The organism is Paraburkholderia sp. Ac-20347, from assembly GCF_017104805.1.
GTDB lineage: Bacteria > Pseudomonadota > Gammaproteobacteria > Burkholderiales > Burkholderiaceae > Paraburkholderia > Paraburkholderia tropica.
Genome location: NZ_JAAGPN010000032.1, coordinates 23,761 through 48,862 on the forward strand (window position 1 = coordinate 23,761; position 25,102 = coordinate 48,862).

The 25,102-nt window shown below is 64.3% G+C and carries 23 protein-coding genes and 1 pseudogene; 11 read left to right on the forward strand and 13 right to left on the reverse strand.

Annotated features, from left to right (window positions below):
• Positions 1–37 precede the first annotated feature (37 nt).
• The gene (locus tag G3N97_RS09295) at positions 38–322 is read left to right on the forward strand and encodes a hypothetical protein (protein WP_205992948.1); all 285 of its coding nucleotides are present in this window, start codon (positions 38–40) and stop codon (positions 320–322) included.
• Between the two features lie 71 nt (positions 323–393).
• On the opposite strand, the gene G3N97_RS09300 is transcribed toward G3N97_RS09295, so the two are convergent.
• Positions 394–1,236 (reverse strand): alpha/beta fold hydrolase, encoded by an 843-nt coding sequence (locus G3N97_RS09300; protein WP_205992949.1) that lies wholly within the window; start codon positions 1,234–1,236, stop codon positions 394–396.
• A 4-nt stretch (positions 1,237–1,240) separates the two neighbouring features.
• Complete coding sequence (locus G3N97_RS09305) at positions 1,241–2,809, reverse strand: benzoate-CoA ligase family protein (RefSeq protein WP_346778039.1); 1,569 nt, start codon at positions 2,807–2,809, stop codon at positions 1,241–1,243.
• 382 nt (positions 2,810–3,191) lie between these two features.
• Here G3N97_RS09305 and G3N97_RS09310 point away from each other — a divergent pair, with 382 nt between their 5' ends.
• The 6 genes from G3N97_RS09310 (at position 3,192) to G3N97_RS09335 (ending at position 10,902) form a co-directional block, all read left to right on the forward strand.
• On the forward strand, positions 3,192–4,181 hold the full coding sequence (locus tag G3N97_RS09310) for a helix-turn-helix transcriptional regulator (protein WP_241030485.1): 990 nt from the start codon (positions 3,192–3,194) through the stop codon (positions 4,179–4,181).
• 180 nt (positions 4,182–4,361) lie between these two features.
• Entirely contained in the window at positions 4,362–6,056 is a 1,695-nt protein-coding gene (boxC, locus tag G3N97_RS09315; RefSeq protein WP_205992951.1) for a 2,3-epoxybenzoyl-CoA dihydrolase, read from the forward strand.
• 75 nt (positions 6,057–6,131) lie between these two features.
• Positions 6,132–7,559 carry a benzoyl-CoA 2,3-epoxidase subunit BoxB gene (gene boxB, locus G3N97_RS09320; protein WP_205992952.1) on the forward strand — a complete coding sequence of 476 codons (1,428 nt, stop codon included), beginning with the start codon at positions 6,132–6,134 and terminating at the stop codon, positions 7,557–7,559.
• Positions 7,560–7,588: 29 nt separating this feature from the next.
• Positions 7,589–8,839: a benzoyl-CoA 2,3-epoxidase subunit BoxA gene (boxA, locus tag G3N97_RS09325; RefSeq protein ID WP_205992953.1), complete on the forward strand. Its 1,251-nt coding sequence runs from the start codon at positions 7,589–7,591 to the stop codon at positions 8,837–8,839.
• A 243-nt stretch (positions 8,840–9,082) separates the two neighbouring features.
• Positions 9,083–9,547: a PaaI family thioesterase gene (locus tag G3N97_RS09330; RefSeq protein WP_205992954.1), complete on the forward strand. Its 465-nt coding sequence runs from the start codon at positions 9,083–9,085 to the stop codon at positions 9,545–9,547.
• Between the two features lie 131 nt (positions 9,548–9,678).
• Positions 9,679–10,902 carry an L-dopachrome tautomerase-related protein gene (locus tag G3N97_RS09335; RefSeq protein ID WP_205992955.1) on the forward strand — a complete coding sequence of 408 codons (1,224 nt, stop codon included), beginning with the start codon at positions 9,679–9,681 and terminating at the stop codon, positions 10,900–10,902.
• Between the two features lie 30 nt (positions 10,903–10,932).
• On the opposite strand, the gene G3N97_RS09340 is transcribed toward G3N97_RS09335, so the two are convergent.
• Positions 10,933–11,844: a 2-dehydropantoate 2-reductase gene (locus G3N97_RS09340; protein ID WP_205992956.1), complete on the reverse strand. Its 912-nt coding sequence runs from the start codon at positions 11,842–11,844 to the stop codon at positions 10,933–10,935.
• A gap of 70 nt (positions 11,845–11,914) precedes the next feature.
• On the reverse strand, positions 11,915–12,763 hold the full coding sequence (locus G3N97_RS09345; RefSeq protein ID WP_205992957.1) for an NADPH-dependent oxidoreductase: 849 nt from the start codon (positions 12,761–12,763) through the stop codon (positions 11,915–11,917).
• Between the two features lie 307 nt (positions 12,764–13,070).
• Here G3N97_RS09345 and G3N97_RS09350 point away from each other — a divergent pair, with 307 nt between their 5' ends.
• A complete protein-coding gene (locus tag G3N97_RS09350; RefSeq protein ID WP_205992958.1) occupies positions 13,071–13,943 on the forward strand; it encodes an oxidoreductase in 873 nt (290 codons plus the stop codon).
• A gap of 91 nt (positions 13,944–14,034) precedes the next feature.
• Entirely contained in the window at positions 14,035–14,955 is a 921-nt protein-coding gene (locus tag G3N97_RS09355) for a restriction endonuclease (RefSeq protein WP_205992959.1), read from the forward strand.
• Positions 14,956–14,978: 23 nt separating this feature from the next.
• Here the strand turns inward: G3N97_RS09355 and G3N97_RS09360 are convergent, their stop codons facing one another.
• Complete coding sequence (locus tag G3N97_RS09360; protein WP_205992960.1) at positions 14,979–15,623, reverse strand: hypothetical protein; 645 nt, start codon at positions 15,621–15,623, stop codon at positions 14,979–14,981.
• A gap of 12 nt (positions 15,624–15,635) precedes the next feature.
• Positions 15,636–17,030, reverse strand: a complete 1,395-nt coding sequence (locus G3N97_RS09365) for a selenium-binding family protein (protein WP_205992961.1) — start codon at positions 17,028–17,030, stop codon at positions 15,636–15,638.
• Between the two features lie 303 nt (positions 17,031–17,333).
• Here G3N97_RS09365 and G3N97_RS09370 point away from each other — a divergent pair, with 303 nt between their 5' ends.
• Complete coding sequence (locus tag G3N97_RS09370) at positions 17,334–17,627, forward strand: DUF4148 domain-containing protein (RefSeq protein WP_205992962.1); 294 nt, start codon at positions 17,334–17,336, stop codon at positions 17,625–17,627.
• Between the two features lie 163 nt (positions 17,628–17,790).
• Here the strand turns inward: G3N97_RS09370 and G3N97_RS09375 are convergent, their stop codons facing one another.
• A complete protein-coding gene (locus G3N97_RS09375; RefSeq protein WP_205992963.1) occupies positions 17,791–18,369 on the reverse strand; it encodes a TetR/AcrR family transcriptional regulator in 579 nt (192 codons plus the stop codon).
• A 119-nt stretch (positions 18,370–18,488) separates the two neighbouring features.
• Between G3N97_RS09375 and G3N97_RS09380 the strand changes: the two genes are divergently transcribed.
• Positions 18,489–19,289 carry an SDR family oxidoreductase gene (locus G3N97_RS09380; protein WP_205992964.1) on the forward strand — a complete coding sequence of 267 codons (801 nt, stop codon included), beginning with the start codon at positions 18,489–18,491 and terminating at the stop codon, positions 19,287–19,289.
• A gap of 62 nt (positions 19,290–19,351) precedes the next feature.
• Here the strand turns inward: G3N97_RS09380 and G3N97_RS09385 are convergent, their stop codons facing one another.
• The 6 genes and pseudogenes from G3N97_RS09385 to G3N97_RS39365 form a co-directional block, all read right to left on the reverse strand.
• A complete protein-coding gene (locus tag G3N97_RS09385; RefSeq protein WP_205992965.1) occupies positions 19,352–20,842 on the reverse strand; it encodes an efflux transporter outer membrane subunit in 1,491 nt (496 codons plus the stop codon).
• Positions 20,839–21,807 carry an HlyD family secretion protein gene (locus tag G3N97_RS09390; protein WP_205992970.1) on the reverse strand — a complete coding sequence of 323 codons (969 nt, stop codon included), beginning with the start codon at positions 21,805–21,807 and terminating at the stop codon, positions 20,839–20,841. The genes G3N97_RS09385 and G3N97_RS09390 overlap by 4 nt, the downstream gene beginning before the upstream one ends.
• Positions 21,808–21,814: 7 nt before the next feature.
• On the reverse strand, positions 21,815–22,024 hold the full coding sequence (locus tag G3N97_RS09395; RefSeq protein ID WP_027818583.1) for a DUF1656 domain-containing protein: 210 nt from the start codon (positions 22,022–22,024) through the stop codon (positions 21,815–21,817).
• Between the two features lie 37 nt (positions 22,025–22,061).
• On the reverse strand, positions 22,062–24,194 hold the full coding sequence (locus tag G3N97_RS09400) for an FUSC family protein (protein WP_205992966.1): 2,133 nt from the start codon (positions 24,192–24,194) through the stop codon (positions 22,062–22,064).
• A 10-nt stretch (positions 24,195–24,204) separates the two neighbouring features.
• Positions 24,205–24,666 carry a MarR family transcriptional regulator gene (locus G3N97_RS09405; protein WP_205992967.1) on the reverse strand — a complete coding sequence of 154 codons (462 nt, stop codon included), beginning with the start codon at positions 24,664–24,666 and terminating at the stop codon, positions 24,205–24,207.
• A gap of 279 nt (positions 24,667–24,945) precedes the next feature.
• Positions 24,946–25,102, reverse strand: a pseudogene (locus tag G3N97_RS39365) (HAD family hydrolase); the annotation flags it as partial.

Sequence of the window (25,102 nt, forward strand, 5' to 3'; positions counted from 1 at the left end):
TTGCATGTTGCGCAGCGCGGGCGCGAAGGCGTGCGCCATGAACGCCCTCAGCGCAGCCCATTCGCGCCGCGCGCGCAGCGTGATTCTCGATACGTTCATCAGGATGGAATCGCTCGTCGTTGGGTACCGGACCGCCGGCTGCGCGTCTGTGCGTGTGCACATGTCGCGGCATGTTGCAGCGCCGCGCGCCGTGGAGCGCGTCCCCGTGGGCGGTCAGGCGGCGCTCGCGGCCAGAGCAAACGATACCATCATTGCGATGCGCCGTTCGAGCTGTGCGGGGTCCGAACAGTTGCCGTTCATCGAACGGCTTTGCGCGGTGTAAGCATTCGATGCCGGGCGCATCGTTTTGCAACGCCGTGGCGCATCGAAGGCCGCGCAATGTGATTCAGCGTGTCATTGAGCGCCGACGTGGCTGCGCACGAAGCCGTCGATGGCGTCGTCGAGCGTGGCGCGCGCGTCGCGATGAGGCGAGTGCCCGCCCGCGTCGAGCGTCAGCACCCGGGCGTGCGGCACGGCCGCGCCAATCGCGTCGATTTGCGCGAGCGTGCCGTATTGATCGTCGCGCGCCTGCACGGCGAGCAATGGCACGGTGGTGGGTGCAATGATCTCGACGATATTCCACGCGCGAAATGCCGGATCGAGCCAGATGTCATTCCAGCCGTAGAACGCCGAATCCACATCGTCGTGATAGCGCGCGAGCTTCGCACGCAGAGTCGATTGTGAATCGGTCGCTTCGTAGGCACGTTTCGTTTCGGCGATGCTCGCGACCGAAATCGTTTCCACGAAGACATGCGGAGCGATCACGACCGCCCCTGCGAGCGCACGCGGATAAAACGCCGCGTAGAGCAGCGCGATCGAGGCGCCGTCGCTGTGCCCGATGAGCCACATACGCTCGCGTTCAGCTTCGCTCACGCCGAGCGTATCGAGCAGCGCGGGCAACACGTCGCGCGCCTGATCGGACATGAAATCGACGGGCCATTTTTCTGCGGGCGCGCGCGGCGTGGAGCGTCCATAACCGGGCCGCGAATACAGGAGCCCGCGCAGACCGACACGTTCGCAGAGTTCGTGCGGCCAGTCTTTCCACATCGCAATCGAGCCGAGTCCTTCATGCAGAAACACGGCGAGCGGCGCATGCGGATCGCGCACGCCGACCCAGCGATATTCGATGGTCAGCGTGACGCGTCGGGCGGAAAGGTTGGCGCTGGCGGGCAAGACGGCGAATTCGCTGCGGTTCATGAGTTCAAGGCGGAGCGTGAAATTGTTCGCGCAGACGGAAGCGCTGGATTTTGCCGGTGGCGGTTTTCGGCAAATCGTCGACGAAGAGAATATCGCGCGGCGTTTTATGCGGCGCCAGACGTGTTTTCACGAAGGCCTTGAGCGTCGCGGTCATGACTTCCGTTTCGGCGAATGCCGCTTGTCGCTCGCGTTTGAGCACGACGAAGGCGCAGGTTTTCACGAGCCCGTTCTGTTCGACGCCGATCACCGCCGCTTCGAGCACCGCTTCGTGCTGCACGAGCACCATTTCCACTTCGATCGGCGAAACGTATTGACCGCTGACCTTGAGCATGTCGTCGCTGCGGCCCGCGTAGACGTAGCAGCCGTCCGGCAGGCGCCGGTATTTGTCGCCGCTGCGGACCCAGTCGCCGAGAAAGGTCGCGCGTGTTTTCTCGCGATTGTTCCAGTACATCAGCGCAGCGCTCGGGCCGCGAATATAAAGGTCGCCGATTTCGCCATCGGCAACGAGCTGGCCGGATTCGTCGCGCAACTCGATGTCGTAGCCGGGAACGGGGCGGCCCGTCGTGCCGTATTCGACTTCGCCGGGACGATTCGACAAAAAGATATGCAGCATTTCCGTGGAGCCGAGTCCATCGAGAATATCGCTGCCGAAATGCTGGCGGAAACGCTCGCCGATTTCGCGCGGCAACGCTTCTCCCGCCGACGTGCAGATACGCAGCGCGACCTCCGCGCGCGCGGGCAGACCGGGCGAGGCCATCATGCTGGCGTAGAGCGTAGGCACGCCGTAAAAGACTGTGGGCCGATGCTGCACGAGACGCGCGAAGACCGCGTCGGCGGTCGGGCGCTCGGCCATCAACACGGTGGTCGCGCCGACCGAAAGCGGAAATGAAAGACCATTGCCGAGTCCATACGCGAAAAAGAGTTTGGCCGCCGAAAATACAATATCGGTTTCGCGAATGCCGAGTATCGGCTTGGCGTAGGTTTCAACGGTCCAGTAAAGATTCGCGTGCGTATGGACCGTGCCTTTCGGTTTGCCGGTCGAGCCCGATGAATAGAGCCAGAAAGCGATATCGTCGGCGCTCGTGGGTGCGATGTGGGTGAGTGGCGCGGCGCCGTCGATGAGCGTGTTCAGTGCATGATCGACGCGCTCTTCGGCGAGCGGATGAGAAACGATGAGCGTGCAATCCGTGCAGCCCGCCTGTTCGAGCGCGGCCGTCACTACGGGCAGCACGGCGCCCGACGCGATCACGATACGCGCGCGGCTATGCGTGAGCATGTAGGCGTAGTCGGAGCCTGTGAGCAATGTGTTGACGATCACGGGCACCACGCCCGCAAGCAGTGCGCCGAGAAAGGCCACGGGCAATTCCACGGTGTCGAGCATCACGAGCAGGATGCGTTGCTCGGCATGCACGCCCAGCGTGCGCAAAACGCCGGCGAAGCGGCGCGCGCGTGTTTCGAGTTCGCCGTAGGCGAGCGTGGCGTGGTCGTCGATATAGGCGGTTTTATCGGCGCGTGAAGCATTCAACGCGAAGAGATGGGCGGCGAAATTGAATTGCGTGGGCGGTGGAACGATCGATGCTGTCGCCCGTGCCGGTGACGCGGTGCTTTCGAATGACGCTGCCTGAGTGTCCACGATGCTGTCTCCGCTCTGTCCGGCTCGATTGCGCATCGCCGCTGGCCGGTTTCGATATCGGTCGTTCTATTGATAGGGATGACTAACGATTGTTTTGCGTTGTGCTCGGGTGTTTCGGTTGCCTGTCGTGCCGATGCGGCACGCTCGCGCCAGGTCAATTCGATATGCAGGATCTTGCATGAAACCGTCATGACGCTTGACCCGGGACGATCTGTCCGCCCATCGGGCTATCGCCGCTGAGGCTTTTGGCGGAAAATTAGCCGGTAGCAAAGTCCGTGTCAAGCACTATAGTACATAAAATCGCGCTGAGAGGTTTCTGAAGATGAAGCAAACAGACGTTGTCGAACCGGTTGCCGAGCCGCAGGCGGACGAGGCCGCCGAGGTTGCCGAGGCGCAGGAGGGCGCGCGCGGCGAACGGGCGGAACGCGATCCGTTTCTCACGGCGATGGGCGAGCGCGTGCGCATGCTGCGCGCGCGCCGTGGCATGACGCGCAAGGCGCTGGCGGCGGAAACAGGCCTGTCCGAGCGGCATCTCGCGAATCTCGAGTCGGGCGTGGGCAATGCTTCCGTGCTGGTGCTGCGCCAGATCGCCATCACGCTCAATTGCGCGCTCGCCGAAGTGACTGGCGACATCACCACCTCGTCGGCGGAATGGCTGTTGATTCGCGAGCTGCTGCAAGGGCGCGATCCGGCCGCGCTGCATCGCGCGCGCGTCGCGCTCGCCGAGATGTTCGCGCAGGCGCCCGCCGACCCGCATCGCAACGAACGCATCGCGCTGATCGGCCTGCGCGGCGCGGGCAAATCCACGCTCGGCCGCATGCTCGCGCAGGAACGCAAGGTGCCGTTCGTCGAACTCACGCGCGTGATCGAGCAGATGGCGGGCTGCCCGCCTTCGGAAATCCATTCGCTCTATGGCGCGAGCGCGTATCGCCGTTACGAGCAGCGCGCGCTGGAGGCGGTGATTGCGGAGCATCCGCGCGCGGTGATCGCTTCGCCCGGCGGCCTCGTTTCCGAGCCCGCGACCTTCAACGCGCTGCTCGCGCACTGCTTCACGGTCTGGCTGCAGGCTGCGCCCGAGGACCACATGCGTCGCGTGGTGGCGCAAGGCGACCTGCGTCCGATGTCGGGTCACGCGGGCAATAGCGAGGCGATGGACGATCTCAAGCGGATTCTCGCGGGCCGCGCCGAACTGTACGGACGCGCGGACATGAGCTTCGACACCAGCGAACGCACGTTGGCCGATGCCTATCTGCAATTGCGCGACCGGCTGGCCGCGCGGCTGGGCGCGGAGTTGCCGATGCGGGTCGATTGAATCGACTGAATCATTTGAAGGGCGGAGTCGCGCGGCATGCGCGGGCCGCCTGCTCATCCTGCATTACAGTTCATGGTTTACCCATCGCACCGGCTTGATGTGCATTAAAGTGCTTTACATGGGTGAGGTGTTGCACTATCGTTCATTGAAACGATAAGGCAAACACCCCAGGAGACGCCCATGGCCGCCGCCGAAACCGTCCTCGCCCCGCAAGACGCCGCGCTCCCCGCGCGAGTCGATTACCGCACCGATCCCTCGCAGTATCGACACTGGACGCTCACATTCGACGGCGCCATCGCCACGCTCGGCCTCGATATCGCCGAAGACGGCGGCATTCGCGACGGCTACAAGCTCAAACTCAATTCCTATGATCTGGGCGTCGATATCGAATTGCACGATGCGCTCCAGCGCATCCGTTTCGAACATCCCGAAGTGCGCACGGTGGTGCTCACGAGCCTGAAAGAGCGCGTGTTCTGCTCGGGCGCGAATATCTTCATGCTCGGCCTTTCATCGCATGCGTGGAAGGTCAACTTCTGCAAGTTCACGAACGAAACGCGCAACGGCATGGAAGATGCGTCGCGCCATTCGGGCCTCAAATTCATTGCGGCGGTGAATGGCGCGTGCGCGGGCGGCGGTTATGAACTCGCGCTCGCCTGCGACGAGATCCTGCTCGTGGACGACCGCTCGTCGACCGTCGCGCTGCCCGAAGTGCCGTTGCTCGGCGTGTTGCCTGGCACGGGCGGCCTCACGCGTCTGACCGACAAGCGCAAGGTGCGCCACGATCGCGCCGATATCTTCTGCACGGTGGTGGAAGGCATACGCGGCGAGCGCGCAAAAGCGTGGCGTCTCGTCGACGATGTCGTGAAGCCGAACCAGTTCCGCCAGGCCGTGCAGGCGCGCGCGCTCGAACTGGCTGCGACGAGCGATCGTCCCGTGGATGCCCAGGGCGTCGCGCTGACGCGGGTGGCGCGCGTCGAACACGAGAACGGCTTGAGTTATGCCTGGCTCGACGTGACGATCGACCGCGCGAAACGCACGGCCACTTTTACGGCGAAAGCGCCGGTCGAGCCGCTGCCGGAAGGCATCGACGCGATCGTGGCGGCGGGCGCGTCCTGGTGGCCGCTTCAATTCGCGCGCGAACTGGACGACGCGATTCTCTCGATGCGCAGCAACGAACTCGACATCGGCACATGGCTGCTCAAGACCGAAGGCGACGCGCGTGCCGTGCTGGCCGCCGATGCCGCGCTGCTCGCTCATCGCGATCACTGGTTCGTGCGCGAAACCATCGGCATGTTGCGCCGAACGCTCGCGCGCATCGATGTATCGTCGCGTTCGCTGTTCGCGCTGATCGAACCTGGCTCGTGTTTCGCGGGCACCTTCGCGGAATTCGCGTTTGCCGCCGACCGCACCTATATGGCGGCGCTGCCTTCGAATGAAGACGAAGAGCCTGTTATTACGTTATCCGAAGCAAATTTCGGAATCTATCCGATGGTTACGAATGAGTCGCGGCTCGCGCGGCGTTTCTATGGCGAAGCGGAACCGCTCGACGCGGTGCGCGAAAAGATCGGCCAGCCGGTCAAGCCCGTGGAAGCCGAGCGACTCGGGCTCGTGACCGCCGCGCCCGACGATATCGACTGGGCCGACGAAATTCGCATCGCACTGGAAGAACGCGCGGCGATGTCGCCCGATGCACTCACGGGACTCGAAGCCAATCTGCGCTTCAATGGACCGGAGACGATGGAGACGCGCATCTTCGGCCGCCTCTCCGCATGGCAGAACTGGATCTTCAATCGCCCGAATGCGGTGGGCGAAAAGGGCGCGCTCAAGGTGTACGGCAAGGGCAGCAAGGCTCAGTTCGACGCGTCGCGCGTGTGAGTTTCGTGTTTGACCTTCGTTTGAATCGCACTTTATTCGCGCGCGATTCGAAGCAGATCGCCGCAAGGAACCGATATGTCCACCATTAACTACAGCGAAAAGATTCCGAACAACGTCAATCTTGCCGACGACCGCGCGCTTCAGCGCGCGCTCGAACAATGGCAGCCGAATTTTCTTTCGTGGTGGGGCGACATGGGGCCGGACGGCTCGCACGGTTTCGACGTGTATCTGCGCACGGCCGTGAGCGTGGATGCGGGCGGTTGGGCACATTTCGATCACGTGAAGATGCCCGACTATCGCTGGGGAATTTTTCTCACGCCTGGCGAAGCGGATCGCAAGATTCATTTCGGCGCGCACAAGGGCGAGCCCGCGTGGCAGGAGGTGCCGGGTGAGCATCGCGCGAACCTGCGCCGCATTATCGTCACGCAGGGCGATACCGAACCGGCTTCGGTCGAGCAGCAGCGTCATCTGGGGTTGACCGCACCGTCGATGTACGACCTGCGGAATCTTTTTCAGGTGAACGTCGAGGAAGGGCGGCATTTGTGGGCGATGGTGTATCTGCTGCATCGCTACTTCGGTCGCGATGGTCGTGAGGAGGCCGAAGCATTGCTGGAGCGCCGTTCGGGCGACGACGACAATCCGCGCATTCTGGGCGCGTTCAATGAGCGAACGCCCGACTGGCTGGCGTTTTTCATGTTCACGTATTTCACCGATCGCGACGGCAAATTTCAGCTCTCCGCGCTCGCCGAATCGGGATTCGATCCGCTCGCGCGCACCACGAAATTCATGTTGACCGAAGAGGCGCATCACATGTTCGTCGGCGAGTCGGGCGTGTCGCGCGTGGTGCAGCGCACGGCGCAAGCGATCAACGAACTGGGCACCGACGACGCGGCGCGTCTGCGAGCGGCGGGCGTGATCGACCTCGACACGATCCAGCGTTATCTGAACTTTCATTATTCGGTGACGATCGACCTGTTCGGCGCCGATCATTCGTCGAATGCCGCGACGTTTTACAGCTCCGGTCTCAAGGGCCGCTACGAGGAAACGAAGCGCGACGACGATCACCGTCTCGAAGGCCAGCATTATCGGCTGCTCGACGTGCAGGAGGGCAAGCTCGTCGAGCGCGAGGTACCGATGCTCAATGCCATGAACGAAGTGCTGCGCGACGATTACATCAAGGACTCGGTGGCGGGCGTGAATCGCTGGAACAAGGTGCTGGAAAAGGCCGGTATCGGCTTTCGCCTGAGCGTGCCGCACAAAGCGTTCAACCGGCAGATCGGCACGTTCGCGGGCTTGCGCGTGGCGCCCGATGGCCGCGTAATCGACGAGGCGCAATGGGCCGCGAACGAGGCGACCTGGCTGCCCACGGCGGAGGATCGCGCGTATGTGGCGTCATTGATGGGCCGCGTGGTGGAGCCCGGCAAGTTCGCTAACTGGATTGCGCCGCCTGCAATGGGCATCAATCGCCAGCCCGTCGATTTCGAGTACGTGCGCTTCAACTGAAAGACGGCGTGGCAGGCAGGGAGACAATCATGAACGGACCGGTTCCCGTGGACATCATCAGGCAGCATTTGATCGATCCCGAGATCTGCATTCGCTGCAATACCTGTGAAGAAACCTGTCCGATCGATGCGGTTACGCACGACGGCACGAATTACGTAGTGAAGGCCGATGTCTGCAACGGCTGCATGGCATGCGTGCCGCCGTGCCCGACGGGCGCAATCGACAATTGGCGCAACGTGTTCAAGGCGAATGCGTATACCGTCGACGAGCAGTATTCGTGGGATGAATTGCCGACGCAGAATCCTACCGTGAGCGCGCCCGTATCGGCGGACAATGACAACGCGCCTCAAGACCTCGCTGCTGAAGCGCCCGATGCGCCTATTGCCAGTTCGGATCTCGTGCGCGGTTCGACCGTGCCGCCGTGGTCGGCGGCGCGTCCTTATGTGAATCTCTACACGCACAAGGCGCCGACGACCGCGACCGTGGTCGGCAACTATCGTCTCACCGACGACACGACGCCAAGCGATATTCATCACATCGTGCTCGATTTCGGCGCGCTACCGTTTCCTGTGCTCGAAGGCCAGTCGATCGGCATTCTGCCGCCTGGTGCGGGCGCCGATGGCCGTGCGCATCACGCGCGCCAGTATTCGATCGCGAGTCCGCGTGACGGCGAGCGGCCCGGCTATAACAATGTCTCGCTGACCGTGAAGCGCGTGACGCACGATCATGCCGGCAATGCCGCGCGCGGCGTGTGTTCGAATTATCTCTGCGATTTAAAAAAGGGCGACGTGGTGAGCGTCATCGGACCATTCGGCAATACCTTCCTGATGCCGAATCATCCGAACTCGCATTTGCTGATGATTTGTACCGGCACCGGTTCCGCGCCGATGCGCGCAATGACGGAGTATCGCCGGCGCGGCCGGCTCAAAGGCGCGACGGGAAAACTGATGCTGTTCTTCGGCGCACGCACGCAGTCGGAATTGCCTTATTTCGGCCCGCTGATGAATTTGCCGAAAGACTTCATCGATACCAATCTGGCGTTTTCGCGCACGCCTGGCCAACCCAGGCGCTATGTGCAGGACGCCATGCGCGAGCGCTCAACCGATGTCGCGCCGCTGCTCGCGGATGGCAACACGCATGTGTATGTCTGCGGACTCAAGGGCATGGAAGACGGCGTGCTGCAGGCGCTCGCCGAGATCGCGGAGGCGCATGGCATCGGTTGGGAGGCGTTGTGGGAGCGGCTCAAGCGGGAAGGGCGGCTGCACCTCGAAACGTATTGACGGATTTGAGGGCGGATACCGTCTGGAATGGAGCGTCGGTTCAGGTCGAAAACGATTTGTGCACGATCGTTCGCAACGCGGTAGGATGTCGGGACGGCGGCGCGCGCATCGCATTGCGCATTGATGAATGCATTGCGTCAGGCGCGCGCCGTCCACTTTTTTGGGCGCATCTGTGCATACGCACGCATCGGTGCATGGATGCACGAATGCGCCACCGCGCAACCCGACGGAGACCGGACTGCCATGAACCTCGTTGCTGAATTGCCCGCCGACCTGAGCGGCCTCGAACAACTCCAGCGCATGCTCGCAAGCGGGCGCAGCGCGCCCATCGGCGAAACGCTTAGCTTCAAGCTCGTCGAAGTCGATGAAGGCCGCGTCGTGTTCGAAGGCGTGCCGGGACTGCACGCGTACAACCCTATCGGCACGGTGCACGGCGGCTACGCGGCCACGCTGCTCGATTCCGCTTGCGGCTGCGCGGCCCATTCGCGCCTCGCGCCAAATCAGGGCTACACCACGCTCGAACTCAAGGTGGCATACCACCGCCCCATGACCGCGAACACGGGCCCGGTGCGCGCCGAAGGGCGCGTGCTGAGCATCGGCCGCCGCGCGGCCTTCGCGGAGGCGTCGATTACCGATGCGGCTGGCAAGCTCTACGCATCGGCGACCTCGACGCTGCTTGTTTTCGAACGTGAAGCGCCGAAGGACTAATGCCGTGCGGATAAAGACGGGCACGGCATTCGCTCATTGCGGGTTTCAAGGGAACCAACACGGCCTCGCGGCTGCCACATCATCAGCGAGGGCCGTGCAGACGCACGGTTTCCCAACCGCGAGGAGACAGCATGGACGCCGTGCATTCCTTCCTGCGCTCGCGCAGACGCTTCGTCGCCGGGCTGGGCGCCGCGGTTTATAGCGCGGCTTTACCCGCTTTTCTGTCTGCCAATGCGGCGCACGCTGCGAGCGCCGCCAATCCGGCGGATTCAAAACAGCCCGCGCCCGCTGGTGCGAAACTCGAAACAGTCGCGACCTTTGGTGACGATTTTCGACTCGTCGGCATTGGTGTGTCGAAAGCGGGCCGCGTCTTTGCGACTGCGCCTTCGTCGGTGCATCGATCGCGTTTCAGTGTCGTCGAAGTCGATCTGCGTAGCGGCAGTCTGCTGCCGTTTCCCGACACGAGCTGGAACACATACCAGCCGCATCGTTCGGGTGAACGTCAGTGGATTTCCGCGCAGGCGCTCTGGGTGGACGAGCGCGACCGCCTGTGGGTGCTCGATTCGTCGCTGCCCTCGGTCGATCAGGGTCTGCAGCCGCCCAAACTCGTGCAGTTCGATATCGGCAAGGGCACGCCCGTGCGCACGTATACGTTCGAGTCGGCCGTCACGGCCGCCGATTCGATCAACGACGTGCGCATCGATCTGCAGCACGGCTACGCGTTCATCAGCAACGCGGGCAATCGCGGCGGCGTGGTGGTCGCGCGTTTGAGCGACGGCCGCGCGCGCCTCGTGCTCGCAGGCGACCGGTCGAGCGTGTCCGATCCGCATCAGCATCTGATGTTCGGCGACCGCGTGGCGCGCAAGCTCGACGGTCAGGTGCTCATGCTGCAAACCGACGGCATCGCGCTCTCGCCGCAACGCGACTGGCTCTATTACCGCCCGCTCACCGATCATCATTATTGGCGCGCGCCGACGGAAGCGCTCATCGACGAATCGCTCTCGCCGCAAGCGCTCGCGAAGCGCGTGCAATATCTCGGCGATTACGCGCTCACGGGCGGCCTGCTGATGGGCGCGGATGGCACGCTCTACGGCGGCGACCTCGAAAAGCGCACGGTGGTGGCGCTCACGCTCGTCGCGCGCAACGGCAAGCCGGCCTTTACTCAACGCACACTCGTCGATGAGCCCGGCAAGGTGTCATGGGCCGATGGATTCGCACTCCAGAATGATTATCTGTATTTCGCAGATTCACATCTGCACGAATTGAACTTCTCGAATGGCTATCCGCGCAATGGGCGTTTCGCGATCTTTCGCGTGAAGCTGCCGCCGCAACCGCCTGGCTTGTTCGCAGGCTGATGCGGCGGCGCTGGGACGTGATCGGGGATATCAAAGCGCGCCGTGCGCCTTGTCCTCGATGAGTTTGACGAGCGTATGAAGCAGGCGGTTCGCGGGCGTGGCCACGCCGAGCGCGGTGCCGCGCCGCACGATCAGACCATTCAGATGATCGATCTCGCTGCGCTTGCCGCGCGCGAGATCCTGCGCGGTGGACGAGAACTGGCCCGGCATGGTTTCGGCGATACGGCGCACGGCGGCTTCCACATCGGGCGGCAGCGTCACGCCATCGGCATGCGCCACGGCCTTGCATTCTTCGACGACGTCGTGCATCGCGTCGCGCACGCCCGTGCCTTCAACGAGGCGTCCATACGGCAATTGCGTGATCGCCGAAAGCGCGTTGTACGCGCAATTCAGAATCAGCTTCGCCCAGAGCGCGCCGCGTACGTTCGCCGAGATTTCGGTGGGGACGTCCGCGTCGATCAACGTTTGCGCGACCGCTTCGCTGCTGCGCGAAGGCTCGATCACGAGTTCGCCGCGACCATGATGGCGCACGTGACCGGGGCCGGCCATTTCCGTCGCCACGTACACTACGGCGGCGGCGACGTCCTGCGTAATCACCGTGCGCAAACGCTCGGCGTTATCGACGCCGTTCTGCAGCGTGAGCACCAGCGTGTCCGCGCCGAGATGCGGTTTGATCGACTCGCCCGCGCTTTCCGTGTCGGGCGACTTCACGCAGAACAGCACGAGTTGCGCGCCCGCCACCGCATCGGGGCGCGTGCTGGCGCGCAGATGCGGTGCGCCGATGCGCTCGTCGAAAGTCTGCGTTTCCAGACGCAAGCCTTCGCGTTCGATCACCTCGACGTGCTGCTCGCGACCGATCAGCACGACGTCGTGTCCCGCGCGCGCGAGCATGCCGCCGTAATAGCAGCCGACCGCGCCCGCACCCATGATGGCGACTTTCATCTTCGTAGCTCCTTCATTCAAATGCTTCGGTATGCTGATGATATCGATGCGGTCGTCCGCGCGGCGAGGATTAACGCAGTTCGAAGCCGAGCGCCTGGAGCGCGTCGCGCAGACGGTCGCGGCCATGCAGCGACTCGCGGCTGCGCCAGCGTGCGAGCGAGCGCGAAGTCCAGCCGGCGGCGCTCAGGCCTTGCGCGGTCTGGAATGCGCCCATCACCTCGTCGTAGTGGGCGATGCCGTCGGTTTGCGTCGGCGCGTCGTATTGCTCGCGATGCAGCACCACGCTTTGCGGCAGACGCGGCTTGACCTGCGCCGGGCGCGACTCGTCCGCGTAACCCACGCAGAGGCCGAACACGGGCATCACGCGCGGCGGCAAACCGAGTTCGGCGGCGACCTGTTCGGGCTGGTTGCGGATCGCGCCGATATACACCGAGCTCAGGCCGAGCGATTCGAGCGCGACCACGGCGTTCTGCGCGGCGAGGGCGGCATCGATCACGCCGACCAGCAGCGTTTCCATATAGTGCAGGCCTTCGGCGCTCGCGGACGTGCGTTGCGCGGCGGCTTCCAGGCGGTTGAGGTCGGCGAGCCAGACGAGAAAGAGCGGAGCTTCGCGGACCTGCGATTGATCGGCGGCGAGCTTCGACAGACGTGCCTTGCGTTCCGGGTCCTCGACAGCGACGACGCTCCACGTTTGCAGATTCGACGACGTGGACGCCGATTGCGCCGCGGCGATCAGCGTTTCGAGCGTGCCTTCGGGCAGCGGCTTTTTGGCGTAATTGCGCACCGAACGATGCGCGAGCAGCGTGTCGAGCGTGGCGTTCCAGGCGGGCAGCGGCGCGCTCCAGGGCGTGCCGTAACGCGCTTCGAGTGCTTCGGTGGCGTTCTGGGCGGCGGTCTCGGGCGTGCTGAGGGTGGACATCGGGTTGACTCCGGCGAATACGTTGAATGCAGACGGGTTAAGCGGGGCGCGTGGGCGCGAGCGCCGTATGGTACATGGCCTCGCGATTTGGCGCTGGGGTGGGCGGGGGGGGGCAGGCGGGCAGGCATGCGCGCTGCGCTCTGCACGGACGGCGCGTTGCCGTTATCATCGATGCGCGCACGCGCCGTGTCATTCGACCTTCCGCCCGGCCGCGCACGCCTTCCGATTGCCTTTCGCGCGCTGAGCTGGCGCGCGTTCACGTCTGCAGTGTCAACGTCCGCTGTTTCAACGTCTGCGAGGCTCTGTTATGTCGGCGAATTCTTCGAATGCTTCCCCGAACGCAACACCCGTCTGGTTCATCACCGGCTGCTCGATCGGCTTCGGCCGCGAGTTCGCGCGCGCCGTGCTGGCGCGCGGCTGGCGCTGCATCGCGACCGCACGTAACAAGGCCGCGCTTGACGATCTCGCGCCCGAGGCGGGCGAGCGTTTGCTGCGCGTCTCGCTCGACGTGACCGATCCGGCGCAGATTGCTGCGGCCGTTGCGCAAGCGCGCGAACGTTTTGGCGCGATCGATGTGCTCGTGAATAACGCCGGTTATGGTTATCAAAGCTCGATTGAAGAAGGCGAAGAGACGCAGATTCGCGCGCAATTCGATGCGAATGTGTTCGGTCTGTTTGCGCTGACGCGCGCGGTGCTGCCGGTCATGCGCGAGCAGAAACGCGGGCACGTGATCAACATTACGTCGGTGGCGGGACTCGCGGGCTTTCCGGGTTCGGGGTATTACGCGGCCAGCAAACACGCCGTAGAGGGATTCTCCGACGCCTTGCTCGCGGAGGCGGGGCCGCTCGGCATCAAGGTGACCTGTGTGGAGCCGGGACCGTTCCGCACCGAATGGGCGGGGCGCTCGCTCGTGCAGACGCCGAATCGAATTGCCGATTACGCGGAAACCGCGGGCGCGCGCATGCAGCGCACGGCAGAAGGCAGCGGCCATCAGCCGGGCGATCCGGCGCGCGCCGCGCAAGCGATTATTCGCATCACGGAAGTGGAATCGCCGCCGCGTCATTTCGTGCTCGGCGCATTCGGTGTGGATGCGGTGGCGGCGCGTTTGCGCGCCGCGCTCGCCGATATTGACACGTGGCGCGACGCTGGACTGGCGACGGATTTTCCGGCGGGAGAATAAGGGGCGTCGAGCGTGCGTCGTGAAGTTGTTCGATGGAACGCGCCTGCAATCACGTGCTGTTTAAGCTCACTTCATTGGAATCCAGATCGCCATGGCCATCCCCGATTTTCAGACCTTGATGCTTCCCGTTCTGCGTGCATCGGAAGGCGGTGAAGTGAAGATTTCGGATGTCGTTCAATCTCTGGCTGACGAATTCCTTTTAAGCGAAGACGAGCGTTCCGAACTGCTGCCTTCGGGCAAGCAGACGACCTTCGCGAATCGCGTGCATTGGGCGAAAAGCTATCTCGGCAAAGCCGGTCTGGTCGAACTCACGCGACGCGCGCATTTTCAGATCACCGACCGCGGGCGCGAAATTCTCGCGAAACCGCCGCAGAAAATCGACATCAAATTCCTGACGCAATTCCCCGAATTCGTTTCATTCCGCGAAGCAGGTAACGAAGCTGAAAGCGACCCATCGGCTTTAGCGGCAGTCGAGGCCGTTCAGGCAAGCGGTATGACGCCCGACGAAATCATTCGAAAAGCGCAGGCAGAACTGGACGCCGAATTGAGCCTCGATTTACTCGCTCACGTCATTGCGGCGCCTCCCGAATTCTTCGAAAGACTGGTGATTCAATTGCTGCTGGCAATGGGGTATGGCGGATCGACGCGCGACGCCGGGCGCGCATTGGGCCGAAGCGGCGATGGCGGTGTGGACGGCGTGATCGATCAAGACGCGTTGGGTCTGGATCGCATTTACGTGCAGGCAAAGCGCTATGCGGACGGAAATAACATCGGCTCCGGTGCGGTCCGCGACTTTTTCGGCTCGCTGGATCGCTTCAAGGCAGCCAAGGGACTTTTCGTGACGACGTCGGCTTTTTCTTCGTCGGCGAAAGAGACCGCCAATCTCCTTAGCAAACGCATCGTTCTGATCGATGGTCGTCAACTGGCGAAATTGATGATTCGATACAACGTAGGGTGTCGAGTCGAAGAAGTCATCGAGCTTAAAAAAATCGACGAGGAATTCTTCGAGTAATTTTTTGCTGCGCTCGCATTCGCTCAACCCGTCGCCATCACCAACGTCCCCGTCGCGACCAGTGCGCCGCGCCATAACCAGTCGAAGTTAATCCAGCCGCGCTTTAGTATTCCCAGCCCCACGTATTCATAAGCGACGAGTGCGATGATCGCCGTCGTCGCGAGCGTGACGAGCGTATGCAGCGCCGTGAACGAAAACGACACGGTCAACGGATTGACGCCGCCCGCGCCGCACAACGGCAACATCGCGGGCATGAGCATGAGACCCGCGCCGTGCAGCGTCGCCATCAACGCGGACCATGCCGCGAGGCCGAGAAATCCCACGGTCATGCCCACGCGCGCGCGATGCCGATGCCCGTAAACATGCTGCCAGATCGCCCAGCCGATCAGCAGCGCGCCCAGCACCCAATGCAGACCGCCTTGCGCGAGACGCGGCACCCACGTGCCGAGCAGCGCAATCGAACTCGTGAACAGCAGCACGGAAGCCGCATGCCCGAGCGCGATCGGCGGCAACGCCATCAATAGCGCGCCGCGATTGCGCCGTTGCAGGCCCAGCGCCGTCGCGAACAGCCAGCCCATGGCCGGATTCGCGCCGTGAAAGACGCCGCTGCCGACCACGGCGCTCCACGCCGCCCAGTGCGCGTCAAAGCCGCCGAAGATGCCGCTCATTGCTCCGCACGCTCACGGGTAGCAATACGAGTCCGACGAACAATCGCCGCCTTCCAGCCGGATCTGATGCGGTCGATGCGTCTTGGGCCATTGCACGAAAAAGCGCTCGTCGAAGGCGAGGCCGCCGTCCGGACCGGCGTCGAGCTTCACCATCCAGCCGTCGATTCCTTCGGGATAAAACTGCCCGTCAATCGCGCCATACAGCGAATTGGTGAAATAGACGCGCCGTCCGTCGCGACTCACTTCGACCATCTGCGGGCCGCCGTTGAGCGCACGTCCGCCCGCGAGCGGATGCGTCGCGCGCGAAACGATGCCGCCGATCCGCACGCTGCCGGTCAACTTAGGATGTTCGGGATCCGAAACATCGTATTGCCGCAGGTCGCCGGTTCCCCAGCACGCCACATAGAGAAAGCGGTCGTCGAGCGACAGTGCGATATCGGTCACGAGCGGCGGCACGGCGGCGAAGCCCTTGAGCATCGGCGGCAGCAGTTCCGGATCGGCGGGCTCGGCAGGAATCTCAATGATTTTGCGCGCCGCCCATTGATCGCCGTCGAGATACCACTGCCAGATCGAGGCCGAAAGATCCTTCAGGCTGATCACGGAATTGACGAAGCCATACGGGCGCGTGGGATCGTGCGCGGGCCGCAGTTCGAAGACGAGCTGATTCTCCGCGCCGAAGTCGAGCGTCTGCTTGTGCCGCCGCGTGTGCAGGTCCCAGAAGTGCAGGCGGTGACCGTACTGACCCCCCAGCAGCACTTCGGGCACGAGGCCGTTTTCGAAGTTCGCGGGCAGGCCCCATTCGCTCGTCACGACCGTGTCGAAGCCCAGATGCCACCAGCCGTCGTACGCCAGTTCCTGCGGGCCGCGTTCGATTTCCCACTGGCCGAGAATGTCGAAGCTCTCGTGATCCATCAGGAAGATCCCGCCAGGCGCTTCGCCGTCGGCATTGGCGAGCGCGGTGACGTAAATGCCATCCGGCCCGCAATGCACCGTATGAGGGCGCGTGTAGCCCGCACGTTGCGCGACGCTTTCCGGTTCGTGGACGCGCACAATATGCGGCCGACGCGGATCGGGTTTCGTATCGACAATATGAATACGCGACGATCGCAATCCCAGCACGACGAGATAGCGGCGCTCCGTATGCGCGTGCGGCGCGTTCGGGCACAGGCACGAACTGCACGCATTCCAGCCGAAGTGATGTAGCTCGTCGCCGGTATGGGGCATCGCGAGACGATGCACGATGCGGCCGAACTCCGGCGAGGCAGGGTCGAGATCGACCACGTCGAGCGAGTCCGGCACCGCGCTAGTAGGGTCGAAACTCGCGACCCACGCGAGCTTTTCGGGGGCCGCGTCGGCGGCGAGACGGGCCGAGGGGTAAAACGTCGGGTCCGGTTTCCACGTTGCCATCGCTGTCTCCTCCTTGCGCTTCGACGAGTCGGAGTGGCTATGATGCACCAGAGCCGCGTCGCGTGCCTGGGCGGTGATCGCCCGCTGTGCCTTATTCCATAAGGGAAAAAGCTTATGTCTTAACAAAAGAAGCGCATTCCCATCATGCGAACAGGGATAAAAATCGGCGCGCGATTATACGAGTCACGAAAACAGTGAATTCGTTTGGCTGACATTTATCTCGGAGCCCGGACTTTCTAGACTTATCAACAACGGTTCGCAGCAAGCGCTGCACCGACAAGTCAAGTTACCGGAGGTTATGTCATGAAGTCGCTTCTCAAGGCTGTTGCGCTGGCCGCCGTGCTCGCGGTGCCCGCCGTGTCGTTCGCCCAATCGCAACCGGAAAACGGTCCTGTCACGCGCGCACAGGTGCGCAACGAGCTGAAACAGCTGGAATCGGTGGGCTGGAGACCGAACGTCGTGTCTCCTTACTATCCTGAAGATTATCGCGCCGCGCAGGCCCGTCTCGCCGCACGCAGCGGCTACGGTCCTTCGACCGATGGCTCGTCGCAAAGCGGTTCGGCCAGCTCGTATTCGCCGCCGGTTATCATGAAGTGAGCGTGAATTGCGCCACGGAATTGGCGTGATTTGACGTGATGAAATGTGCAAACGCGGTGCATCCCAATGGGGCGCACCGCGTTTTCGCGTTCTAAACCATTCAATTCGATCGCAGTGAAAGCGCTTTCACTGCCGCGCATTCACCAGACATTCGCCAGACCCGTTAAATGTTTTGAATTGAATCGCGATCCTGGTCATCGATCCATGCGTGCGTCTCGTCGAGAATTTCGTCCGAGAGCGTGGGATCATCGATCAGGCGCGCGAGAATCACGGCGCCCACCATCGCCGACCAGCTGCCGATGGCCGCGCGCCGCGCGCGTGCAACTGTGGAAGCGTCTCCACTCGCCGACTTCGCCGCACTCAATCGCTCGATCTGCTTCCTGAGGCCCGCCGCCATCACGGCGCGCGCTTCGGGCGTTTGACGCACCGTTTCCGCGCCCAGCGCCGCGGTCGGACACCCTCCGGCGAGATTGTCGCGATGCGCGCGCGACAGATAGCGCGCCGCGTAACGCGCCACATCCGTTTCGCCGACCTCGCCCTGCGCGAACACGTGCGAGAGCGTTTCCGCAATCAGATCGTCCTTCGACTTGAAATAGCCATAAAAGCCGCCGTGCGTGAGGCCGGCGGCGCTCATGACCTCGGCGACCGTAACGGCGTCGTAGCCGCGCTCGCGGAACAAGCGGCTGGCCGCTTCCAGAATTTTCTGGCGATTGATCGCCACCTGCTCACGACTGACTCGCATCGCGTTCTCCACGGACTTCGATTTTCTGCTTGACATTATACATGATGCTCATCATCATTCGACTAAAATACATGATGGACATCATGTATAAACCGATCGATGCACAAAGGAGTGTCACCATGTCAGCAAAACCCGTTGTTCTGATCACCGGCGCGTCAGCAGGAATTGGCGCGGTCTATGCCGATCGTTTCGCGCAGCGCGGTCACGATCTCGTGCTCGTCGCGCGCGATCAGTCGCGTCTTGAAGCGCTGGCGGCGCGGTTGCGCGAGCGCGATGGCGTGAATGTCGAGATTCTGCGCGCCGACCTGACGCAGCAAGCAGACCTCGAACAAGTGGAAGCGCGGCTCGCGAACGATGCGCGCATCGGCGTGCTGGTGAACAACGCGGGCACCGCGGCGGCGGGCACGTTCGTCGACCAAGGCGCCGAGGTCGTGAGCAAGCTGATCGCGCTGAACGCCACGGCGGTCGCGCGGCTCGCCACCGCCGTCGCGCCGCGTTTCGCGCGCGAAGGGCAGGGCGCGATCGTCAACGTGGCGTCGGTGCTGGGTCTCGTGCCCGAATATCATGCGACGCTCTACGGTGCGACCAAAGCGTTCGTGCTGTTCCTCTCGCAAGGGTTACACGTCGAACTCGGGCCCAAGGGCGTCTATGTGCAGGCGGTGCTGCCGGGCGCCACGCGCACGGATATCTGGTCGCACGCGGGCAAGGACGTGAACGAACTGAATGGCGTGATGGAAGTCGACGATCTCGTCGATGCGGCGCTCGCGGGCTACGATCTGCGCGAGACGGTCACCATTCCGCCGTTGCCCGACGATCAGCAGTGGAAGACGTTCGAGGTCGCGCGTCAGGCGATGGCGGCGAACTTCGGTCAATCGCAGCCGGCGGCGCGTTATCGCGCGACGGCCGCCGAAGCGAAGTAAGCCAACGTGAAGTGTCGAAGCCGGGCGCGCGAGTCTTCTTGCGCGCCCGTGCCAGGTTGCAGTTATTGCGCGGGCGCGGCGGCCTGCGTGCCCGAAGCCGCATCGGCGGGCGCGGGCTTTTCCTGATCGGGCTGCCAGCCGCCGCCGAGCGCGAGGAACAGCTTGACCTGATCGAGCGCGACCTGGCCTTCGGCTGCCGCCACCTGCGAGTGCGCCGCCGTGAGCGTGCGCGTGGCGTCGAGATCGGAGAGGAACGATTCGCGGCCCGCCGAATAGAGCCGATGCGTTTCGTCGGCGGACTGTTGCGCCGAGCCATACGCGGTGCGCAGCGAATCGGCGCGTTGCGTATCGGCGGCGTAGGTGGCGAGGCTCGACTGCGTTTCGCGCAGCGCGTTCAGCACGACGCCGTCGAAATGCGCGAGGGCGCCGGCCGTTGCCGCTTGCGCGCCGCGCACGCGTGCGCGCTGGCCGTTCGCGGGGAAGGTCCAGTTGATCAGGGGGCCGAACGACCAGCTATTGGTGATCGGCGAGAACAGATCGCTCGCGATACCGACCGAGCCGACGCTCGCGCCGATGCTGATATCCGGATACATCTCCGCCATCGCCACGCCGATCTTCGCCGTCGCCGACGCAAGCTGGCGTTCGGCTTCGCGCACATCCGGGCGGCGGCGCAACAGCGCCGCGCCGTCGCCGACCGGAATCGGCTGCGAGAGCTTCGGCAGGCGGTTGCAACTGAGTATGGCCGGCGGCAGCGCCGACGGCGGCTGCGCGAGCAGCATCGCGAGCTGATATTGCGCGATGCGCTGGCGTCCCTGGAAGCGCGGAATGTCGGCGGCGAGCGTCTGGACTTGCGTCACGCCGCGCGTCACGTCGGGCTGGTTGCCGCGGCCCGCGTCGCGAAGGCGTTTGGTGAGCGCCACGCGCTGCTGTTGCAGCTTCAGCGACTCCTGCGCAATGGCGAGTTCCTCGCCCGCCGAGCACGATTCGACATAGGCCTGCACGACGTCGGCGACCACGGTGATGCGCGCGAGATCGGCAGCGGCCAGCACGGCTTCGTCTTCGGCCTGCGCCGATTCGACGCCACGGCGCAGCTTGCCGAACAGATCGAGTTCATACGAGACATTCACGCCGAGCGAGCCGAGGTTTTCCACCGGCAGCTTGCTGAACAGCAGGTATTGTTCCGCCGATTCCTGGGCGCGCTGGAAGCCCACGGTCGCGCCGCCCGAGAAGCCGCCTTGCGCGTTGGCCACATCGAGCGCCGCGCGCGAACGCGCGAGATTCGCGGCGGCCACGCGCAGGCTCGCGTTCGATTGCAGCGCGTCCTGCACGAGCTGATCGAGCGTGGGATCGTCGTAAAGACGCCACCAGTCGTTGGGCACATCGCCCTGCGAGACCGGCGCTTTATCCGCGCCCGCGATCGGACCTTGCGCGAGCGGCGCGTTGACGAGCGCTTCGTTCGGCAGCTTGTAGTTCGGGCCCAGATTCATGCACGCGCCGAGCGCGAGCGTGAGCGGCGCAAGTGCAAACGAGCGCCAGAGGCGGCGGCGCGTCATTGCGAGGCTCCGCTCGCGGCCGTTGCTGCGCTTGCGCCGCTTACACTGCTCGCACCGCTCGCGCCATTGGCGTTGTCCTTCGCGCGCTGCTTGTCGTTGGCGTCCGCGCGCACGGCGACGGTCGCGGTGCGGCCCGCGATCATGCGGAAGTCGTCGGGCACTTCGTCGAGCGCGACGCGCACCGGAATGCGCTGCGCAAGACGCACCCAGCTGAACGCCGGGTTCACGTTCGGCAACAGGTTCGGGCTCGCCTGACGATCGCGGTCCTCGATGGCCGCGACGATGCTCTGCACGTGACCGCGCAGCGGACGCGTTTCGCCCATCACCGTGATCTCGACCGGCTGGCCGATATGAATGCCGTGCAGGCGCGTTTCCTCGAAATAGCCGTCGACGCGGAACGAGTGCATGTCCACCACGGACAGCACCGCGCGGCCCGCCGACACGTACTCGCCCACACGCGGCGCGCGGTCGTTCAGATAACCGTCAACCGGACTCACGATGGTCGTGCGTTCGAGATTGAGCTTCGCGGTGTCCACCTGCACCTGGGCGTCGGCCGCGGCGGCTTCGCCCTGTTCGACGCGCGTGCGGCTCTCTTCGAGCGTTTCGCTCGCGACGAGATTGCCGAGCGTGATGTTGCGCGCGAATTCCCGTTTGGCCTGCGCGAGCGTGGCCTTGCGCTGTTCGAGCGCGGCCTGCGCGAGACGCAGTGCGAGCGTGTAGCGCGCCTGGTCGATCACGAACAGCACCTGGCCTTTCTTGACCTGCTGATTGTCGACCACGTCGACGTTCGTGATGAGGCCGCCCACGTCGGGCGCGACCTGGATCACGTCGGCGCGCACGTGGCCGTCACGCGTCCACGGCGAGAACATGTAGTAGTTGACGATGCGCCACAGCACAAGCGCGGCGACGACGACGACGATGAGCGTCAGCAGGATTTGGCCTGCGGAGAACCAGGTTTTTTTCACGTTCACGTTAGTTCACGAAGCGATGCGACACGATGATGACGGCAGCCAGGACGAACACATAAATGCCGAGATCGAAAATGGAGCGATGCCAGACGAGCCGGTAAAAACCGACCCGCGTGAGCACCTTGCCGATCACGACATTGATGAGGTACGCGATCAGCATCAGCACGAGCACGGCCGGCACGAACACGCCGAAGATATCGATTTCGCCGATCATGGTGCGGGTTTTACAGAGACAGAAAAAGGTTGTGCGCTCACGCTTTGCCTCCCGAGGTATCGCCGCTCGGACGCTGGGCGACCAGCGTCGGATACAGCGAGAGACGCAGCCCGACCAGCGCGTGCAGCGTGTCGCGCAGCCAGCGCTGCGAGACGCGCATGCGCGGCGGCGCGGCGTTTTCGGTCTGCGCGTCGCCGAGACCTTGCGCGATGCCGCGCGTGGCCACGCGATGCAGCGCGTCGTCGATGGTGGCGAGCAGCGCGGGCGGCGCGTCCTGGCGCGCGCTCGCTTGCGCGCAGCGCGAGTAATGATCGCTGACGCCGGCGAGCACGCGGTCGATGGCGGCGGGCACGTCGCCGTCGAGCTTGCGGCGCGAGCGGCGCAGATCGAGCGCGTTGAGCGCGATGCGCAGATCGCGGAAGCTCTCGATCGACGGATGGCGGTGCTCGTCGGAGGCCGCGAGACGCGGCAGCAACTGCATCAGGCGATCGAGCATGCGCGAGGCCAGATTGCGCTGATCGCCGAGCGGCGCGACCGAGGCCGAGAGCGCCACGTCGGACCAGCTCGAACGCAGCAGTCGGCGCGCGGCGAGTTCGGCGCCGAACGGGCGCGTCACGCGCGTCCACACATAGGCGAACAGCAGACCCGCGACGCCCGCGATATTGCTGTTGAGGAACACGAGGAAGTCGGCCTCGTACGCGCTCTGGATACTGATGAAGGTGGCGGTGTTCACGGCCACGAGCATCGTCACCATGTTGAATTGCGGACGCGGTATCAAGGTGCCGATCAAGATGAACGGCCCCGCGAACAGCAGCACGAGCATCGGGAAATCGTGCACCTTGGGCAGCACCACGAACAGATAGAGGCCCGCGAACACCACGCTCGCGGCGGTCGCGGCGAAGAAGCGGAACACCATCGGCGCGGGCTCGTCGAGCGCGGCGAAGAAGCAGCAAGCCACGGCCGCGAGCGTCACCGCGCCCGCGCCGTCGTGCCAGCCCGAACTGACCCAGAGCCAGCACGCCACGAGAATCGCGCTCACCGGCACGGCGCACGAAATCAGCATCATGCCGCGATCGTAGAAGCGCTCGGTGCCGCCCAGACGCCAATGGCGATAGCGCGGCCGCCACGAACCCGCTTCGTGTGCGATCAGCGCACGCAGCGAGCGGCAGTCCTGCCAGACGTCGATCACCTGACCCAGACGCCAGAGCGCGTTCGAGAGCAGCGCGCCTTCCCAGCTCGTGAGCGCGTCGTGGCCCGGCTGCAGCGCGATGATGCGCGCGCGCAGGCTGTCCGCGACGGGGTCGCCGGAGTCGTCGCGCATCTCGGCGGCGCGCGTGGGCAGCGGCGCGTCGAACCATTGGGCGGCGTCGGCGAGCAGCGCGTCGAGGCCTTCGGGCCACGTGTGCAGGTCGCGGCGCAGGGCCAGCAGCGGGTCGGCGAGCGCCGAAATCATCGGCAGAAACAGTTGCATGCGTCCGCGCAGATTCTCCGCGCGCGCGAGCACTTCGGGATGCGTGTGGTCGTAGCTCAACTGGCTCAGCAGGAATTCGAGCTGATTGACCGTCGCCGCGAGACGCTGGCGGCAAGCCGAAAGCGCCTTGCCCGTGATGTGGCCCGAGAGCGTTTCGCGGCCGTAGAAGGCGGCATCGCGGAACCAGGCGTCGGCGCGCTCGATCAGCGTGGGCGCGAGGCGGCTCGGCAGGATGTTGCTGCCCACGACGCTCGCGCAGATGATGCCCAGCGTGATCTCCTCGGTCCGCGCGATGGCCACGTCGAACACCGTGCTCGGATCGGTCACGGTGGGCAGCGCGATCAGCGGCATCGTGTAGCCGGCGAGCATGAACACATAGCTGCGCGCCGTGCGGTCCATGATCGCGAGATAGAGCAGCGTGCCGGTCCAGGTCGCCACGATCACGCTGAACAGCAGCGGCGTTTCGACGAAGGGCGGCACGAGCGCGATCGCGGCGGCTGCGCCGAGCGCGGTGCCGAGCGCGCGATAGAGCGCCTTCGAGCGCGTTGCGCCGACAAACGGATTCGAGACGATATAGACGCTCGCCATCGCCCAGTACGGCCGCGGCAACTGGAAGATCAGCGCGATATAGAGCGCGAGCATCGACGCGGCGAACGTCTTGACCGAGAAAAGCCAGTCGCGGAGGGTCGGGTAGGTCATGAGGCCGCTTTCAGCTTTCGGTCCGGGGTGCGCCCTCGGCCGGGTCCGGGGCGTTGAAGGCGGTGAGCACGCGCAGCGTGGCTTCGAGATCCGCCCGGCTCACGCCCTTGAGCACGCGCGCGCGCAGATCGCGCAGATCGGCTTCGATGTGCGCGGTGACGGTGCGGCCTTCGTCGGTCAGTGAAATCGTTTTCGCGCGGCGGTCGTCCGGGTCTTCGTCGCGACGGGCGAGGCCGGCGGCGCAGAGCTGATCGAGCAGACGCACGAGCGACGGGCCTTCGATGCCCACGTGTTCGGCGAGCGTGACCTGGCGCACGCCTTCGCCCAGGCGGCCGGCGATCAGCAGCGGCGAGGCGCAGGCTTCGGAGACGTTATAGGCCGTGAGCGCGCCATGCGTCGTGCGGCGCCATTTGCGGGCGGCGAGGACGAGCGAACTGCTGACGGCCAGTCGTAAGGTGTGAAGATTCGACATCGGCGGGATGATAGCCCAAAGCGATTTGGTAGCAAACTATCTTTTTCCGGCTGACGACGCCATCCTCGGATAGTAATCGAGCCGGCGTTCGCGTGGCGGCCGCGCGCCCTTCGTGTGACGCGCGCGCCACGCCGGGTGGCTGCCGGGGCCCGGCGGGTGCAGATTGTCACACACGCTTACTTGCTTTGCAGCGACGCGCCATACGTGGACACGCCGATACACGCGAAACGCGCGAAACGCCCATACATATAGCGGCGAGGGACGACGCGCGGCGCGGCCTCAGTGCGGGGACCAGCCTTGCAGCACGGCCGGCAGCGCGGCCATGTCGGTGATCACGTGGGCGACGCCTTCGGCCCGCAACGCCTCGGCGCTGCTGTGGCCCGATTCGGCGGGGCTGTAGCCGAACACCGTCGCGCGCGCCGCGAGGCGCGCGCGC